Source organism: Alteromonas sp. ABH4_457 (genome assembly GCF_056160625.1).
Map to the genome: position 1 here is coordinate 192,651 of NZ_JBSWXN010000008.1, position 16,771 is coordinate 209,421.

15 protein-coding genes are annotated in these 16,771 nt (G+C 49.9%); 10 read left to right on the top strand and 5 right to left on the bottom strand.

Annotated elements, in window-relative coordinates:
• Positions 1-3 precede the first annotated feature (3 nt).
• The 9 genes from nirD (at position 4) to mobA (ending at position 10,609) form a co-directional block, all read left to right on the top strand.
• Positions 4-357 carry a nitrite reductase small subunit NirD gene (gene nirD / locus ACXAGR_RS20785; protein ID WP_474845094.1) on the top strand — a complete coding sequence of 118 codons (354 nt, stop codon included), beginning with the start codon at positions 4-6 and terminating at the stop codon, positions 355-357.
• Between the two features lie 52 nt (positions 358-409).
• Complete coding sequence (locus ACXAGR_RS20790) at positions 410-3,181, top strand: nitrate reductase (RefSeq protein WP_474852308.1); 2,772 nt, start codon at positions 410-412, stop codon at positions 3,179-3,181.
• On the top strand, positions 3,174-4,064 hold the full coding sequence (gene cobA / locus ACXAGR_RS20795) for a uroporphyrinogen-III C-methyltransferase (protein ID WP_474852310.1): 891 nt from the start codon (positions 3,174-3,176) through the stop codon (positions 4,062-4,064). Before ACXAGR_RS20790 ends, cobA begins: the two co-directional genes overlap by 8 nt.
• A complete protein-coding gene (locus ACXAGR_RS20800) occupies positions 4,048-5,046 on the top strand; it encodes a glycosyl transferase family protein (RefSeq protein ID WP_474845088.1) in 999 nt (332 codons plus the stop codon). The genes cobA and ACXAGR_RS20800 overlap by 17 nt, the downstream gene beginning before the upstream one ends.
• A gap of 500 nt (positions 5,047-5,546) precedes the next feature.
• Positions 5,547-6,872, top strand: a complete 1,326-nt coding sequence (locus ACXAGR_RS20805) for a CmpA/NrtA family ABC transporter substrate-binding protein (RefSeq protein WP_442858449.1) — start codon at positions 5,547-5,549, stop codon at positions 6,870-6,872.
• Between the two features lie 21 nt (positions 6,873-6,893).
• Positions 6,894-7,883: an ABC transporter permease gene (locus ACXAGR_RS20810; protein ID WP_474845086.1), complete on the top strand. Its 990-nt coding sequence runs from the start codon at positions 6,894-6,896 to the stop codon at positions 7,881-7,883.
• Between the two features lie 15 nt (positions 7,884-7,898).
• Entirely contained in the window at positions 7,899-8,756 is an 858-nt protein-coding gene (locus ACXAGR_RS20815) for an ABC transporter ATP-binding protein (RefSeq protein WP_119500064.1), read from the top strand.
• A gap of 90 nt (positions 8,757-8,846) precedes the next feature.
• A complete protein-coding gene (locus ACXAGR_RS20820; RefSeq protein WP_474845083.1) occupies positions 8,847-10,049 on the top strand; it encodes an alginate export family protein in 1,203 nt (400 codons plus the stop codon).
• Entirely contained in the window at positions 10,022-10,609 is a 588-nt protein-coding gene (mobA, locus tag ACXAGR_RS20825) for a molybdenum cofactor guanylyltransferase (RefSeq protein ID WP_474845081.1), read from the top strand. Before ACXAGR_RS20820 ends, mobA begins: the two co-directional genes overlap by 28 nt.
• 53 nt (positions 10,610-10,662) lie before the next feature.
• Here mobA and ACXAGR_RS20830 read toward each other — a convergent pair whose 3' ends face one another.
• The 5 genes from ACXAGR_RS20830 to ccoG all read right to left on the bottom strand — a co-directional run bounded on the left by ACXAGR_RS20830 (position 10,663) and on the right by ccoG (position 16,019).
• A complete protein-coding gene (locus ACXAGR_RS20830; protein ID WP_474845079.1) occupies positions 10,663-12,051 on the bottom strand; it encodes a sensor domain-containing diguanylate cyclase in 1,389 nt (462 codons plus the stop codon).
• Positions 12,052-12,218: 167 nt separating this feature from the next.
• Complete coding sequence (locus tag ACXAGR_RS20835) at positions 12,219-12,821, bottom strand: HD domain-containing protein (RefSeq protein ID WP_474845077.1); 603 nt, start codon at positions 12,819-12,821, stop codon at positions 12,219-12,221.
• 67 nt (positions 12,822-12,888) lie between these two features.
• On the bottom strand, positions 12,889-13,512 hold the full coding sequence (locus ACXAGR_RS20840) for a thiol:disulfide interchange protein DsbA/DsbL (protein WP_119500069.1): 624 nt from the start codon (positions 13,510-13,512) through the stop codon (positions 12,889-12,891).
• A 94-nt stretch (positions 13,513-13,606) separates the two neighbouring features.
• A complete protein-coding gene (locus ACXAGR_RS20845) occupies positions 13,607-14,614 on the bottom strand; it encodes a serine/threonine protein kinase (protein WP_474845075.1) in 1,008 nt (335 codons plus the stop codon).
• On the bottom strand, positions 14,586-16,019 hold the full coding sequence (gene ccoG, locus ACXAGR_RS20850; RefSeq protein WP_119500071.1) for a cytochrome c oxidase accessory protein CcoG: 1,434 nt from the start codon (positions 16,017-16,019) through the stop codon (positions 14,586-14,588). The genes ACXAGR_RS20845 and ccoG overlap by 29 nt, the downstream gene beginning before the upstream one ends.
• A gap of 265 nt (positions 16,020-16,284) precedes the next feature.
• On the opposite strand from ccoG, the gene ACXAGR_RS20855 reads away from it, so the two are divergent.
• Positions 16,285-16,650 (top strand): hypothetical protein, encoded by a 366-nt coding sequence (locus ACXAGR_RS20855; protein ID WP_474845072.1) that lies wholly within the window; start codon positions 16,285-16,287, stop codon positions 16,648-16,650.
• Positions 16,651-16,771: the final 121 nt, after the last annotated feature.

Consider the following 16,771-nt stretch of genomic DNA (forward strand, 5'->3'; position numbering starts at 1 on the left):
ATCATGCAAGCATCTGTAGAAATCATGCCGCGCTGGCACGACATCTGTGAACAAAGTGACCTGGTTGCCAACAGTGGCGTGTGCGCCCTGATTGACGAACAACAGGTTGCGATCTTCGCCTTGAACACAGCCGGCGGCACCAACCTTTACGCAGTCTCAAACTGGGACCCGGTAGGTAAAGCCAATGTGATATACCGCGGCATTGTCGGTTCTGTTAAAGGTGAAGCCGTGATTGCCTCTCCTTTGTATAAAGAGCATTACTCTCTGGTGACGGGGAAATGTGTCGAGAATGAAGCAGTCAGCCTGTCTGTATACGATGTCCGTCTTGAAGACGGCCGCGTACAGGTTGCACTGTAAGATTCCGGTTTAAAAGGTCTGCTGACCACCATTAAAAGCACAGGTAACTACCATGAATCACGCCCGCGCCACAGTAATTTCAGTACAGTCTGCCCCTAAAAGTGTTGCCAGGACACCAACGCTTGCGCAGACAACGTGCCCTTACTGTGGCGTTGGTTGTGGTGTGGACATCACGCTGGAAACAGCAGGCAATAAAACAACGCTTAAAGCCCTTACCGGTACGCCTGAACATCCGGCCAACTTCGGCAGATTATGTGTAAAAGGCACCAACCTGCTTGAAACCAATGATCTTAATGGCCGCCTGACTCAGCCTCAGATGGGCGGCAAGCCGGTATCCTGGGACACTGCAACCAGCGCCATTGCTGAAAAAATGCAACATGTGATTGATGAGCATGGCCCGGATGCTGTGGCGCTGTATGTTTCAGGACAACTGCTCACTGAAGACTACTACGTCGCCAATAAGTTTATGAAGGGGTATGTTGGCAGCGCGAACATCGACACCAACTCACGACTTTGTATGTCTTCTGCGGTTGCCGCGTATAAACGCGCTTTCGGGGAAGATATCGTACCGTGCAACTACGAAGACCTGGAGCAGACGGATTTGCTCATCCTTACAGGCAGCAACGCTGCCTGGACACATCCGGTGCTGTTCCAGCGTATGGAGCGGGCAAAACGACAAAATCCGGATATGAAAGTGGTTGTGGTTGACCCGCGGGCAACAGATACATCCACGCTGGCCGATTTACACATTCCGTTAAAACCGGGCACTGATGCAGTGCTGTTTAACGGTCTGCTGCATTTTCTGGCACAAAACGGTGGCCTGGATACTGATTTTATTGCCGCTTCAACCAGTGGTTTTGAGGCGGCACTGTCCAGTGCGGCAGAATATTCGCTGAGCCGTGTGGCTGAAGAATGTGACGTGCCGGAGCACGATATACTGGCACTGTTCACGCTGTTCCTCGAACGTCAACGAGCCATTACCTTTTTCTCTATGGGTATCAATCAGTCCACCAGTGGTGTAGATAAAGGTAATGCCATTATCAACTGCCATCTGGCGACAGGCAAAATTGGCAAAACAGGCAGCGGACCGTTCTCCATTACCGGACAACCTAATGCCATGGGCGGCCGCGAAGTTGGCGGACTGGCGAATATGCTGGCTGCTCACATGGATATTGATAACGCGCAGCACCGTGATCGGGTGCAACGTTTCTGGCAGTCGCCCCGTATGGCTGAAAAGCCGGGGTTAAAAGCGGTTGATCTGTTTAAGCGGATTAATGAAGGCAAAGTGAAGTTTGTCTGGATCATGGCCACTAACCCTGTGGTGAGCATGCCAAACCGCTGTGAAGTCGAAGCGGCACTGAGCAAATGCGATATGGTTGTGGTATCGGATATGGTGACCAAAAACGATACTCTGAAGTTTGCTCATATTGCGCTGCCGGCATCCGGCTGGTCAGAAAAAAACGGTACAGTAACCAATTCAGAAAGACGTATTTCACGCCAGCGCGGTTTACTGAAACCGGCAGGTGATTCCAGACATGACTGGCAGGCATTATGTGCTGTGGCAGCAAAAATGGGGTTTGCAGAACATTTTGATTACCAGCACCCGGCTGAAATTTTCGATGAACATGCCCGCCTGACCGCTTTTGAGAATCACGGCGACCGTGCTTTGGATTTGGGCGGCCTTAGCGGCTTAACAACTGCACAATACGATAACTTCCGTCCTGTGCAGTGGCCGGTGCCGGAAAAAACAGTAGCCGGCGCGACGCGCTTGTTTGCTGATGGCGCGTTTTTTACCGCAGATAAAAAAGCCCGGTTTATCGCGATTTCCCCCCGTTTGCCTGAACAGCAAACCACATCAGCATTTCCGTTTGTGCTTAATACCGGTCGCAGTCGTGACCAGTGGCATACCATGACCCGTACCGGTAAAGCAGGGAAATTACTCAAGCATGCACCGTATTCTCAACTGTCTTTGCACCCTGAAGATATAAAAGCGCTGGGACTGTCAGCACAGGAACTGGTTGCTGTGAACAGCGCCTGCAATACCGGTGAACCGGTTATTTTACCTGTGGTTGAAGACAAACAGCTGCGTAAAGGCAATTGTTTTGCGCCTATTCACTGGTCTGCTACCTGGGGCTCTAACCTGACACTTGGTGCGTTGTTTAATGGTGCCCACGACCCCTTATCCGGACAGCCTGAACTGAAACAGGGCGCGGTGAGTGTTGCCGCAGTCAGTTTTAATTTACACGGACAAATGATTATCAGCGACGCTGATGTGGCAGCGGCTCTGTCTCCGGCTTTTGATTACTGGGCGAAAACCACCACCGACGGCGGCACGGCCTTCCGCATCGCCAGCAACAACGACACCGTGAGTCTGTTCAGCAATTTGAAAAGCGTGCTTCCCGCGCACTGGTTACTCGTTACCCGTCAGCATGAAAAAGGTCTGACGGTCATCGCAACCAGTGAGAATCGTTTTGTTTTTGGTTTATGGCTGGAAAACAGCTACCGGGCTTTACCTGATGAGTGGCTGGACAGTTGTTTGCAACAGGACGACATCTCTTCAGAGCTGCTGGCTAATCTGTTGCGCGGTACACCTGATGAAGCGTTCCTCAACGGAAAACTGGTATGCAGTTGCTTCTCCGTGCGGGAAAAAACCATTGAAACTGCCATTCAGGCAGGTTGCTCCTCTGTCGACGGACTGGGCAATGAACTTAAATGCGGTACTAACTGCGGTTCCTGCAAACCGGAACTGCAGAAGATGCTCGACAGTTATTCTTCTACTCAAGCTGCAAAAGCAGTTACACCTGAGGTGCTTCTCCATGATTAATTCAGCCATCGCAAAACTGCCGCAAATGTTCTTCCGTAAGCTGATGACCGGCCAGCAACGTCACCGTGTCATGCAGCCAGCGACGCCGGCATCCCTGACGGATGAGAAAAAACAGGGGCAGGTATTTATTGTCGGCGCCGGCCCGGGCGATGCAGAGTTGCTGACCATCAAAGCATGGAAGTGCCTGCAGCAGGCCGATGTGGTGCTGTTTGACTGGCTGGTGGATGAGTCTGTCATTGCAGAAATTCCCCGCCATGTGAAAACGGAATTCGTGGGTAAGCGGGCAGGCAAACATTCAATGGTGCAGGATGACATCTGCAAGCGGGTGGTTGAGCTGGCGCAGTCAGGATTAAATGTGGTGCGGCTAAAAGGCGGGGATCCGGCAGTTTTTGCCCGTACCTGTGAGGAAACCGCTGCGCTGGAAGCCGCTGACATTCCGTTTGCCATTGTGCCCGGGATCACTGCCGCTTCAGGGGCTTCGGCTTATACCGGCATTCCTTTGACAGAGCGCAACTGCGCGCAGTCGGTGACATTAACCACCGCCAGTTTTAAAGATAAAAACCAGATGCCCGACTGGGCAACGCTTGCAGATACCATGCAGCGTCAAACTGTTGTGGTGTACATGGGATTGTCCCGGTTGAGCAAAATCACGTCTGAGCTGGTGGATGCCGGTATTCGTGAAACCCTTCCGGTGGCGGTGATTGAGAACGCTTGCACTCCCAACCAGCAAGTGATCACCGGCACTGTTTCTTCTATCGCTGAAAAGGTAACGTCAGCAAACCTGCAAGGTCCTGCTTTGTTGATCTTCGGAGAGGTGGTAAAGTCTTGCCAACAGGTCTCCACAGCACTGCTTCAGCAGGTAACCCATGTCGCAGGAATTTAGTCAGTACATCAAAATAATAGGAAAGGGTCAGAAAGGCAGCCGTAGTCTGACCCGAGAAGAAGCATTCACCGCGATGAGAATGCTGCTGGCCGGCGAAGTGACCGGTGATCAAAGGGGCGCATTTTTAATGTTGCTCCGTACCCGTGAAGAAACTCCCGAAGAAGTCATTGGCTTTGTTCAGGCATGCCATCAACTTATCCCGCAAGATTTAGCCACACTCAAACCTGACGTAGACATTGGTTGTTATGCCGGTAAAAGACGCCAGTTGCCCTGGTACCTTTTATCTGCAGCTTTGCTGGCAAAAACAGGAAAACGGGTTTTTCTGCACGGTGCCCATGAACCCGGTTCCGGTCGCTTATATGCCAGCCACGTGCTGCCAACGCTGGGCTTGCAGGCTATGACATCAATCAGCGAAGCGAAGTCTCAACTGGACAGCTTCAATGCCAGCTATCTGGATTTAGGCGTGGTTCTGCCGCCGCTAAATACTCTGATAAAGCTCCGCGAAGTCTTTGCGCTGCGTTCCTGTGCGAATACGTTGGCGCGGTTACTGAATCCTACGGTAGCCCCGTATTGTGTGCAGGGTGTTTATCATATGCATCTTGATCATAAACACCGGCACGTCAATGAAGCCTTCACGGCGTGGGATTCATTGTGTTTCCGGGGAGATGGTGGCGATCCGGAAGTGAATAGTGAAAGGCCTACGGATTTGTTTATTACCCGTAAAGGTGAGACGGAAACGGCGGTGTTACCTGCTTTTACGGAAAAGTGGGCCATGAAAGACAGGGATATGGACATTGCTGATATGCTGGCCTTCTGGCGCGGCGATATTCAGCATCAATATGGTGAGCAGGCCGTTCATGCGACCCTGGTGAGCTATCTGATGCTGACAGATTCCTTATCATCAGAGGAAGCCGCGACGCAGGCTGTTACTCTCTGGCAAAACAGAGACAAGCAAGCTTTACCTTTCACTCAGTCTTTGTAAGGCTGAGTTCTTCATCCTGCCGTTACCGGCAATATTCTGCATTTTGTGGCGCAAATCAGGCAGTTTAACTGCCTTTTTTGTTAATTTAATGTTTATTTACACCTTAATGATACACGTCGGCGGGTTTCTATTTGCATCCCAATTGAGCGCAATGCGCGCTTTTTGTGCACAAATTTGAAACAGCCTTTACTGTTCCTAATGCTGTATTTTTCTAAGCGATTGATATTAATAGCTTTTAATTTTTGGCATACCTGATGCAATAACCAATTTGCGATAGTTACTGCTTATTAAAAGAACATTCATAGTAACGCGCTTACAACTTATTCTTGCTTCAAAGTGATTTGGAGTGCGGCAACGAAGCCCACCACCTTAGCGGTCATTCGCTAAGGTGGTGGGTTTTTTTTTGGCAACGAGGAACCCACATGAAAGCGTCAAAACCGTTATTTGGTCTGACAAAGAAAGTAAAAGCGCTGGCATCTACGCTGGCTCTGTCGTTGACAATGGCAGGCGCAAGCGTCTCAGCTGTTACAGCACAGGAAATTGACTGGCCCGAGAAAGAAGAGCTTAAATTCGGCTTTATCAAACTGACTGATATGGCACCTCTGGCTATTGCTTATGAGAAAGGTTTCTTCGAAGACGAAGGTTTGTATGTCACGCTGGAAGCGCAGGCAAACTGGAAGGTTCTGCTCGACCGTGTCATTGACGGTCAGCTGGATGGTGCACATATGCTGGCCGGACAGCCTTTGGGTGCAACCATCGGTTTCGGAACTGAAGCGCACATCATTACTGCATTCAGCATGGACTTAAACGGTAACGGTATTACCGTCTCCAACGACATCTGGAAGGAGATGGAAAAGCACATCCCTCAGGAAAACGGTCAACCGGTTCACCCGATTAAAGCGGATTATCTGAAGCCGGTAGTCGACAGTTACCGTGAAGCGGGCAAACCTTTTAATATGGGCATGGTATTCCCGGTATCCACCCACAACTACGAGCTGCGTTACTGGCTGGCGGCCGGCGGTATTCACCCGGGCTTCTATGCACCGCACAAAGGTGACACATCCGGTCAGATTGATGCTCAGGCACTGCTGTCTGTGACACCTCCGCCGCAAATGCCGGCTACCATGGAAGCGGGTACCATTTACGGTTATTGCGTAGGTGAGCCGTGGAACCAGCAAGCCGTGTTTAAAGGCATTGGTGTACCGGTTATTACCGACTATGAAATCTGGAAAAACAACCCGGAAAAAGTATTCGGTGTCAGCAACGAATGGGCCGAAAAGTACCCGAACACGCACCTTCGTGTTGTAAAAGCGATGATCCGTGCAGCGATGTGGCTGGATGAAAACAACAACGCTAACCGTCCTGAAGCGGTAAAAATTCTCTCTAAACCTTCTTATGTGGGTGCAGATGAAGCGGTACTGGCGAACAGCATGACCGGTACGTTTGAATACGAAAAAGGCGATAAGCGTGAGGTGCCTGATTTCAACGTATTCTTCCGCTACAACGCTACTTACCCGTACTACAGCGATGCAATCTGGTATTTAACGCAAATGCGTCGTTGGGGTCAGATCTCTGAAGCGAAACCTGACAGCTGGTATATGGACATGGCGAAGAAAGTGTATCGTCCTGACATCTACGCTGTCGCTGCTAAAGCGCTAATCGCGGAAGGCAAAGCGAAAGCTGCAGACTTCCCTGATTTCGACTCAGAATCTGGTTTTAAACCACCTCAATCAGAATTCATTGACGGCGTAACGTACGACGGTACTAAGCCCAATGCTTATCTGGAAAGCTTTGGTATCGGCCTGAAAGGCGACACCGTACTTTAATTACGCATACGGGAGACGAACATGAGCAAGTCAGCGTCATTAGTCACATCCATTGGATTAAAAGAAGGCAATATGGGCAAGGTCATATTATCAAACCTGCAAGCGTTGTTGTTGCCAGTCATTGGTTTACTGCTTTTCCTTGCCGTCTGGAACGGGGTAGCAAAAACCATCGATACGTCACTGGGCCAGTTCCCTGGTCCGGCACAGGTATGGACACAGGCGCTGACTCTCATGGACGAACACAATGCGCAACGGGAAAAGGCTGACGCATTCTACGAGCGACAGGAAGAACGTAATGCAGCGCGGGCAGCAAAGGACCCGGACTATGTACCGAAAATTCGTCCTTTTACCGGCGCACCAACCTTCTTTGATCAAATCTGGACAAGCTTGTACACCGTTATGGTCGGCTTTTTTATTGCGTCGCTCATCGCTGTACCGGTAGGGATAATGTGCGGACTAAGCAAGTCTGCTTATACCGCGATTAACCCACTTATCCAGCTTTTCAAACCCGTGTCTCCGTTGGCCTGGCTGCCATTGGTAACGATGGTAGTCAGTGCCCTTTATGTGTCAGACGACCCGATGTTTTCCAAGTCATTTGTCACTTCTGCTTTCACAGTATCACTGTGCTGTTTGTGGCCAACACTGATCAATACGGCAGTGGGGGTCTCTAACATCGACAAAGACCTGGTGAATGTAAGCCGCGTACTGCGTCTCAAGCCGCCTACACACCTGACTAAAATTGTTTTACCTGCCTCAATTCCGATGATCTTTACCGGTTTGCGCTTGTCGCTGGGTATTGGCTGGATGGTATTGATTGCTGCAGAAATGCTGGCACAAAACCCGGGGCTGGGTAAGTTCGTGTGGGATGAGTTCCAGAACGGCAGCTCAGAATCACTGGCCCGTATTATGGTTGCTGTACTGACTATCGGTGCCATCGGCTTCGTACTGGACCGCATCATGCTGATGTTTCAGCGCATGGTGAGCTGGGACAAAAACAGCGTATTACGCTAATCAGGAGAAACAGATATGACTGCAAAACATCTTGAACTGACGCAGGTAGGTATCGATTTTCCTACCCCGAAAGGCCCGTTCACTGCTTTACGGGACGTAAACCTGAAAATCAGCAAAGGCGAATTTGTATCACTAATCGGCCACTCAGGGTGCGGTAAGTCCACCGTACTGAACATCGTTGCCGGTTTACATCAGGCAACTTCCGGCGGTGTCATCCTGGACAACGCTGAAGTGAAAGAGCCCGGTCCGGAGCGGGCGGTAGTATTCCAGAACCATTCTTTGCTGCCCTGGCTGACCGTTTACAAAAATGTAGAGCTTGCTGTTAAGCAAACTCTGCGTGGTAAGTCTAAAGCCGAAATAAAAGACTGGGTGATGCACAACCTTGAGCTGGTGCATATGACCCATGCGATCGACAAGCTGCCTTCGGAAATTTCCGGCGGGATGAAACAGCGTGTTGGTATTGCCCGCGCACTGGCTATGGAGCCCAAAGTGCTGCTTATGGACGAACCCTTCGGTGCCCTTGATGCACTGACCCGTGCCCATTTGCAGGATTCACTGATGGACATCCATGCTGATCTTGGGAACACCGTCATCATGATTACCCATGACGTGGATGAAGCCGTTTTGTTGTCTGACCGCATTGTGATGATGACTAACGGTCCGGCTGCAACGGTTGGTGAAATTCTGGATATTAATCTGCCAAGACCACGGGATCGTCTGGTGCTGGCAGATAACCCGGAATACAACCATTACCGCCATGAAGTACTCACCTTCCTGTACGAAAAACAGAAAAAAGTTGAGCCGGTTAACAGCCGTCAAAAAGATTCAAAAAACACTAAGGCTACATCAGCAAAAAAGTCTGATGCTGCCTGACTAAAGCACACAGTTTAATAAAAACAATAGGATAGCTCAGCCGCAAGGCACGGGCGGGCTATCTCTGTCTCAAAATCAGAGGAACACACGATGAAACTAACTGCAATGTACCCGCGCACACTGCTTGCTGTTGCGCTCACAGGTGTCTTTTCCCCGGCTATGGCAGCCGACTGGTATGACGCAATGAAAGAAACCACTGCCACGGCAGCCTTTAATTTGCGTTACGAGGGTGTGCAACAGGATAACGCGCTGGCTGACGCCGATGCCCTGACGTTACGTACAATGGTGGGAATTACATCCGGTAGCTACAAAGGTTTTTCTTTCACTGCTGAAATGGAAGATGTGCGTATTGCTTTAGGGCAGGGCGATTACTCAGTGCCACCGGCCGGTTACCAGGCGGGTGAATATTCCGTTATCGCAGACCCTGAAACCACCGAGTTGCACCAGGGATTTGTACAATATAAGAATGAAGGCCTGACCATTAAAGGCGGTCGTCAGATCATTGCACTTGACGGTCACCGCTTTGTCGGCCACGTGGGCTGGCGTCAGGACTGGCAAACCTTCGACGGGGTAACCGCAAAGTACACGTCAGGTAATATGTCTGCATTTTACGGGTATGTTACCCAACGTAACCGTATTTTCGCTGAAGCGGCAGACCTGGACAGTAAAGATCACCTGCTGAACCTGTCTTACAGCAGCGATATCGGTAAGTTCACGGCGTATGCTTACTTACTGGAAGTGGATAACGGTGTTGATAACGGACTCGATACCTACGGCATCAGCTATGCCGGCAGCACCGCAACGGATTCCGTGAAATGGATTTATAATGCTGAATATGCCACGCAAACCAGCGATACCCCCGCGGCCAGCTATGATGCCGATTATTACATGTTAGAAGGTGGTGCAGTGGTTTCCGGCATCACGGCTAAAGTGACTTATGAAGTGCTGGGTTCAGACAATGGCATGTACGGCTTCTCTACACCGCTGGCGACCCTGCATAAGTTTAACGGCTGGACGGATCAATTCCTTGCTACACCGGCACAGGGTCTGGAAGACCTGGCCTTTACCGTCAGTGGCGGTCTGGCAGGTGGTAAATGGCTGGCAGCTTATCACGCGTTTGATGCAAATGAAGCCACTGAAGGGGTCAGTGATCTCGGTAGTGAAATCAATGTACAATACGTCACAAAAGTAGCTGAGCATTTCACACTGGGTCTGAAATACGGTACGTATTCTGCCGGTGATATTAAAGTGGACACTGATAAAGTATGGGTTTGGATCGGCGCGAAATTCTAAGTCATGAAACCGCAGGGTTAGTTCTCTGCGGCGGCAAGTCATCCAGAATGGGGCGGGATAAATCCCGCCTGACACTGAATGGTTTGACGCTGCTGGATACTACCCTGCAAACATTGTCAGGTGTTTGTGAGATGGTTTACACCCTTGGCAAAACAGACTGTGATTTTACCGATTTATACGAAGATAAAGGGCCGGCCATGGCCCTTTTCAGTATGCTCGGCCAAGCCCGTATTCAGGATGATGCCAGATTACTGGTTATGCCGGTAGACATGCCTCTTTGTACCACATCGTGCCTGCAGGCAATTCTGCAGGAGAGCCGCCAGCGTAAGACCAGCGTATATACCACTGATGCTATCATGCCACTGGTGATCTGCTACTCGCAGCAGGGCATGAATAACCTCAAACAATGCGTTAAAGATCAGTCCTCATTATCTCTGCGAAGATTACTCAATTGTTTCGGCTGCGAAGCGGTAGCCCTGCCACAATTTGCAGACGAATTGATGAATGTGAATAACCCTGACGACTGGCAGCAGGTGCTCGACAGAAAAGGCAGTGAGTAGGTTTGTCTGAACGAAAATGAAAAATTACGTAAAGTTGTGAATGCGGCGGAACCTTATATGATGCGATTCCGGCCGGCTTTTTTTGCATCGTAAAGTGCTCTGTCAGCCTCATCAAATGCCTGCCCAAATGGAGCGCCTGTAGTTGCTTCAGCGACACCGAAGCTACAAGTGGCAGTAAACTCAAAACCAGTAAACGAAAGTTGTGAGATGTTTTCTCTTAACGTAGCGGCAACCTGTCTGGCCCTGTGTACATTTGTCCGGGGTAAAAGTAAAACAAATTCGTCTCCGCCAAACCGCCCGAACACATCACTTTTGCGTAATTTTTGACGCACACAAATAGCAATCTCTCTGAGTACATTGTCACCCACAGAGTGCCCGTAGGTGTCGTTAATCACTTTGAACTTGTCCACATCAAAAACAATCAGGCTGACCGGCTTGTCGTAACGGGCTGCGTATTTCAGCTGCTGTTCAGCCAGAGCCGTGAAGTGTTCACGGTTTAAGGCCTGCGTCAGATAATCTATATGTACTTTTTCAAACAGTGCCCGGTTGTCCGCTGCCAGTGCAGGGACGCACATAGTAAAGTAAGCACTACAGGCGATGACATTGATGCCGAACTGGTAAATATAGGCCTGCGTGTCTACACCAATAACCGCCACTATTGCCGCAGTCAAAACACTCACTGCAGCCAGGCTGATACTGGCTCTGAATGGCGTCTCAGTAAATACAATCCAGGTGACAGGAATAGCGAGAAAGAAAATGAAGCATGCTATCTCCTCTGAGTTAAGCCATTCTGCCGTGACTAAAATTATGCTTAATAGCAGACCTGTCAGTACCAGTTTCCAGATAAACGTCGAAAGGGCTTTCGGGCGATCATAAAAATTAATTTCCGGCATGAATGAGTAACGTGGAAATAAACGGGTGACTATACCGGCAAATATCGGGGTCATAACTACAACACCCGTCATATCCCCAATCCACCAGGCAATCAGGCTGTCAACGCCATCGTAAGAATAAATCAGAGCCAACCCGCTTGCCGCCAGAATCAGACTGCTGACAGCGGCAATCAGCAAAAATCTGGTCACAAGAGTGACTAAGTTAAAAGACGCTGAAAGCGCCATCTGGCGCTTAAGCAGTAACGCGCCTCCACCATACAGGAACGTGTGCAGGGTAGCGAAGATACTGCCGGAAGCTAACAGTTCAGCGGTATCCCTGGCAGTATTAAATAAGCTGTTTTCCCAGAATGTAGAGAGCATGCAGGCAAGCCATACAGCAAGCGTTGCAGATCTGCTTCCCATGAGTAAGAAAGCTGCAAAGGTAAGTCCTGCAGGAGGAAACCAGAGACTCGCGTGCGGTGCATACTCCAGAAATACAGACAGCCTCCAGAGCAATAACCACAGTGGAAGCAGCAGACAACATTTAATGACAGCAGAGAAATTTAACAAGGATCCAGCACAGCATACGAGTATCTATACTTCCATCATAAAACGACCCTCTTGTTGTTCCAAATAAAACTGGAGCTTTTACCTGAAGACAAAAAGGTAAAGAGAAAAGTACAGTGCTTGTCTCATCGTGTGAGAGCGATTTGCAGACATCCCTCAGCTCAAACAGGCTAAGCCTTGTCACCGCTTTTCAGCCATCCCTTCTCAACGGCCACATCAAGCTGTTCGTTCACATAGCGCCATAAGCCCGGGGCGGCTTGTTGTAAGTGGGCGTTGCGGGCAAGAATTTTCTCTTTCGCTACCCCGTGACGCACCCAGCTTCCGCCTTCTGCTGCCATGTTCTGAAACACCGGTAATACTCTGTCCATGGCTTTGGCAAATTTAGCGTCGGGTGTTTCTGCAGCTTCAAACTCGTGCCACAACGCCAGCAAGGTTTCGCCCTGGCCCTTGGGAAGTAATCCGAAGATGCGCTCTGCGGCGGCAAATTCTTTTTCTTCCTGCTCAGCATGATCGGCCGCTTCAGCAAAAGCAAACATATCGCCGGCATCGATTTCAACCAGATCGTGGATAAGAATCATCTGTATGACACGGTGAATATTCACGTTTTGTTCTGCGTACGGTGCCAGCACCGATGCCATTAACGCCACGTGCCAGCTGTGTTCGGCGCTGTTCTCCTGTCGGTCACCATCGCAGGGCAGGCGGACCTGACGTTTCACGGCTTTGAGATTATCGAGCTCACGGATAAAAGTGGCCTGAGCCTGAATATCTGTCATAAAAGGGTTCCTGTGTAGCAAAGAAAAAACGCGCCGTTCGGCGCGTTTTAAGTGATTTGTAAAAAGCTTACTGTGTAGACAACCACACGATCAGGTCTTTCACGTCATCCATGGTCATGCCCTGGGTGAACGTTGCCTGATAACGGCCATTCACGATGAAAGATGGCGTACCACGAACATAGGCGCGGTATTGATCTTGCAACTTGATGTTCTTTTTCACCATGTTGTTTACGCCGAAGCTGGCAGCCAGCTTATCGAACTCAGCCGGATCAACATCGTTAACTACGAAGAGGTTTTTCAGATCAGCCAGATTTGTCACCGGGGCACGTTGCTCATGAATGTATTTGAAGATTGCGCCGTTCAGCTTGTCTTCTTCTTTCATTGCACGGCCAATCATCATGGCTCGGGTAGCATCGTTCTGTGCTTCTTCTGAGGCACCGGGCATAAAGTTTACGTGAATTTTTGTGAACTTGGTGCCGGCAGGCAGATCTTTCTTAATTTCAGCTACAACCGGCTCGAAGCGGTAGCAGTGACCACACCAGAATGAATGGAATTCATACACTTCCGGTTTGGCTGTCGCCGGCTCATCCAGTACTTTATAGTGCGTACCTTCTTTCCATTTAACGTCATCTGCACAGGCCTGCAACGGGATCATCAGTGCCGCCAGCAGAAATAAACCTATTTTTTTCATTGTTTAACAATCCGTAAAACCAAAATACAAAAAAAGAGTACCACAGCAATTCCCGTCCGGGTAGCGTACGCGACAAGTCGCTCACATCTCAGGGCTAGTAACCCAGTTTTAACGGCGGTTCATGCAGGGCTGCCAGCTGTTCCTTCAGTGCCAGAATTTGTCCTTCCCAGTATTTGTCTTCGGCAAACCAGGGGAATGCACGGGGGAAAGCGGGATCTTCCCATCGCTGTGACAGCCATGCCATATAGTGCACCATACGCATCGCCCGCAGAGGTTCTATCAGGGTAAGCTGGCTGTTATCGAATGAATGGAATTCTTCATAGGCTTCCACCAGCACATCAAGTTGCAACATCTGTTGCTGCCTGTCACCGCAAAGCATCATCCACAAATCCTGAATGGCCGGACCGCTGCGGCAGTCGTCCAGGTCGACAAACATGGGACCATCACGCCACAAAATATTGCCGGGGTGACAATCGCCATGTAAGCGGATAAGGGTTGAATTATGGTAGCGCTGGCGGGTTTCTTTGATCAGCGGATCGAGAATAGCGAAAAAAGCGGTTTCCAGATGTGACGGCAGCAAGCGGCTGCGGGTAAGCACATCTCTTGGTGCATCCAGAAAGCTCTGAGTATTCAGCTCTGGCCGGTGAACAAAAGGTTTGGCCTGAGCCACACGGTGAATACGGCCAATGAAGCGTCCCATCCATTCAATCTGATCAAGGTTGTCGACTTCAAACTGTCTGCCGCCTACCGACGGAAATATCGCAAAGCGGAATCCGCAAGTCTGCTGCATAGTTTTGCCATCGATGGTAAGCGGGGCTACCAGAGGAATATCGGCACCGGCCAGCTCCAGAGCAAAGGCATGTTCTTCGAGGATCTGTTCATCTGTCCAGCGACCGGGACGGTAAAATTTGACCACCAGGCGCTGACCGTCTTCGGCTTTAAACTGATATACGCGGTTTTCGTAACTGTTCAGCGCCAGTAAACCGGACTCAGGATAAATGCCACAGGTTTCCAGCGCGTCTAAAACAGTATCCGGGCTGAGCCCGGAAAAGGCGAAATCACCCTGAGGTGTTTCACCGGTAGAGGAATTTTGTTGGTTCATTGACTTCCACAACATTGCCCTCAGCGTCCTGAGTACGGACACGGAATGATATTTCCGTTACCGCCTCGCTGAGGTTCTTCGGAGAGGTTTCCAGAGATATTGGCATACTGAAGACTTCTCCGCCACCCACAGTCACGGTTGTGTCACCCAAAATATTGTAATCGGGCAGGCCTTCAACCTGAATGGTATAGGTGTGGGTGTCCTGAGATTTATTCAGAATCTTAATGGTGTAGACGTTTTCCACGTTGCCTTTACCGTTTTCCCTGTACAGAGAATTACGGTCGCGGATTAAATCCACTTCCAGCGGCGTGCGGGTGGCAATGTCGGCAATCAGTAACCCGACCATCAGCAGCAGGACAATCAGGTAGCCTATCAGTTTGGGTCTGACGATATGAGTGGTTCCGCCGGTCAGCCTTTCCTCAGAGGTAAAGCTGATAAGTCCCTTCGGATAATTCATTTTCTCCATAACGCCGTTGCAGGCATCCACGCAGGCGCCGCAGTTAATGCATTCGTATTGCAGACCGTTACGGATATCGATACCGGTGGGACACACCTGCACACACAAGTTGCAGTCTATGCAGTCTCCCAACTGTTTTGTCGCCAGATCTTCATGACTGAGTTTGCGGGGGCGGGGTCCGCGTTTTTCACCACGGTTGTAATTGTATGACACGGTGAAGGTGTCTTTATCAAACATGGCAGACTGGAAACGGGCATACGGACACATGTGGGTGCACATGATTTCACGCATCCATCCGGCATTACCATAGGTGCAGAAGGTAAAAAACAGAATGGAAAATACTGACCAGAAGCCGGCATTGAAGGTGAAAAAATCGATAAATAACTGTCCGATTGGCGTGAAGTATCCCACAAACGTCAGTGAGGTCAGCAGGGCGATGGCAATCCACGCGCTGTGCTTGAGTGTTTTGCGCCAGAACTTGTCGAAGTCCATGGCCCTTTCATCCAGCTTGATACGCTTATTACGGGGACCTTCAATTTTCTCTTCGCACCAGATATACATGTAGACCCAGGTAGTTTGCGGGCACATAAAACCACACCACACACGGCCTGCAAATGTGGTAACAAAAAACAGGGCGAAAGCACCGACGATAAATATGTACGCTAGCAGGGTAAGGTCCTGAGGCCATAAAGTCAGACCGAAGATGGTAAACCGCTGCTCCATGATATCGAGAAGAATGGCCTGATGGCCGTCATAGCGGATCCAGGGGATCACGGCGAATAAACCCAGGAAGATAAAACCGAACAGGCGGCGGAACGTTTCGATGGGGCCCTTCACCGCGCGCACATAAATCTGACTGCGTGCAGACTGACGCTTATGACTTACGCCGCCGGCGGGCTGGTGTACTTTTACCGTGGATACTTGTTTTACCTGAATTTGTTCGCTCATTAGGCAACCTTGACTGGCACAGGTGTGTAGTGTACTGCGGGCAGTATAACAAGTGTATGTCCGCCACACTTAATATAGATCAAATAAACCCTTTCTGTGCATACTACTCAGGCTTATAAAACCTCATAAATAAGTATGAAAACAAATCTGTTGCACTTGACGTTAAGCGGTTAAATTATCTACAGGGCTAATTGTCACCAATGATTTATTACCGGGCGGGGAACAGGCCGGGGTAGTCAGAAAACAACAGGAAAAAGTAAAGCAGATGTGGCGTAGTTTTGTGGTAGTTTCAGAGATTGTAGTACTGGTCTTTGTGCTTCGGTTACCCTTCGTCCAGTACATGTTCAAAGATGCACAGGATGTGGTCGGCCAGTGGTATGCCTATGTGGCTACCTGGCAGGACAGAAATGAACTCGCTGAGCTTCACACAATCAGTGCAGCACAACGGGGCCAGCTTCGTCCCTTCCAGCAGGAATACGTGGACGGCATCATGGCGAGCCGCCACAGTGTGCAAATCTTCCATAAGAAATTCTGTGGTACAGACAACATCAATCCTTATATCCACGGTGCGCAACTGGCGCAGTTTTGCCACTCAATAGAGACCACCGGCCTGCTGGCGATGGACTACTGAACGCGGTTCAGCTTCCATTCATCTTTTCATGCTTTAATAATGGTGATTTAGCGGAACAATCTGCTTAATCACTGCTCTAACAAAGTGTCTGCTTATTGTCTCCGTGCGGGATTTCGCATGA

Excerpts from the sequence above, each read along its gene's own strand:
- ACXAGR_RS20835 (WP_474845077.1), bottom strand. The coding sequence starts at position 12,821 with ATGACAGATATTCAGGCTCAGGCCACTTTTATCCGTGAGCTCGATAAT.
- ACXAGR_RS20855 (WP_474845072.1), top strand. The coding sequence starts at position 16,285 with ATGTGGCGTAGTTTTGTGGTAGTTTCAGAGATTGTAGTACTGGTCTTT.
- ACXAGR_RS20840 (WP_119500069.1), bottom strand. The coding sequence starts at position 13,512 with ATGAAAAAAATAGGTTTATTTCTGCTGGCGGCACTGATGATCCCGTTG.
- ACXAGR_RS20815 (WP_119500064.1), top strand. The coding sequence starts at position 7,899 with ATGACTGCAAAACATCTTGAACTGACGCAGGTAGGTATCGATTTTCCT.
- ACXAGR_RS20800 (WP_474845088.1), top strand. The coding sequence starts at position 4,048 with ATGTCGCAGGAATTTAGTCAGTACATCAAAATAATAGGAAAGGGTCAG.
- cobA (WP_474852310.1), top strand. The coding sequence starts at position 3,174 with ATGATTAATTCAGCCATCGCAAAACTGCCGCAAATGTTCTTCCGTAAG.
- ACXAGR_RS20790 (WP_474852308.1), top strand. The coding sequence starts at position 410 with ATGAATCACGCCCGCGCCACAGTAATTTCAGTACAGTCTGCCCCTAAA.
- ACXAGR_RS20845 (WP_474845075.1), bottom strand. The coding sequence starts at position 14,614 with ATGAACCAACAAAATTCCTCTACCGGTGAAACACCTCAGGGTGATTTC.
- ccoG (WP_119500071.1), bottom strand. The coding sequence starts at position 16,019 with ATGAGCGAACAAATTCAGGTAAAACAAGTATCCACGGTAAAAGTACAC.
- ACXAGR_RS20820 (WP_474845083.1), top strand. The coding sequence starts at position 8,847 with ATGAAACTAACTGCAATGTACCCGCGCACACTGCTTGCTGTTGCGCTC.
- ACXAGR_RS20810 (WP_474845086.1), top strand. The coding sequence starts at position 6,894 with ATGAGCAAGTCAGCGTCATTAGTCACATCCATTGGATTAAAAGAAGGC.
- ACXAGR_RS20805 (WP_442858449.1), top strand. The coding sequence starts at position 5,547 with ATGGCAGGCGCAAGCGTCTCAGCTGTTACAGCACAGGAAATTGACTGG.
- nirD (WP_474845094.1), top strand. The coding sequence starts at position 4 with ATGCAAGCATCTGTAGAAATCATGCCGCGCTGGCACGACATCTGTGAA.
- mobA (WP_474845081.1), top strand. The coding sequence starts at position 10,022 with ATGGGTTTGGATCGGCGCGAAATTCTAAGTCATGAAACCGCAGGGTTA.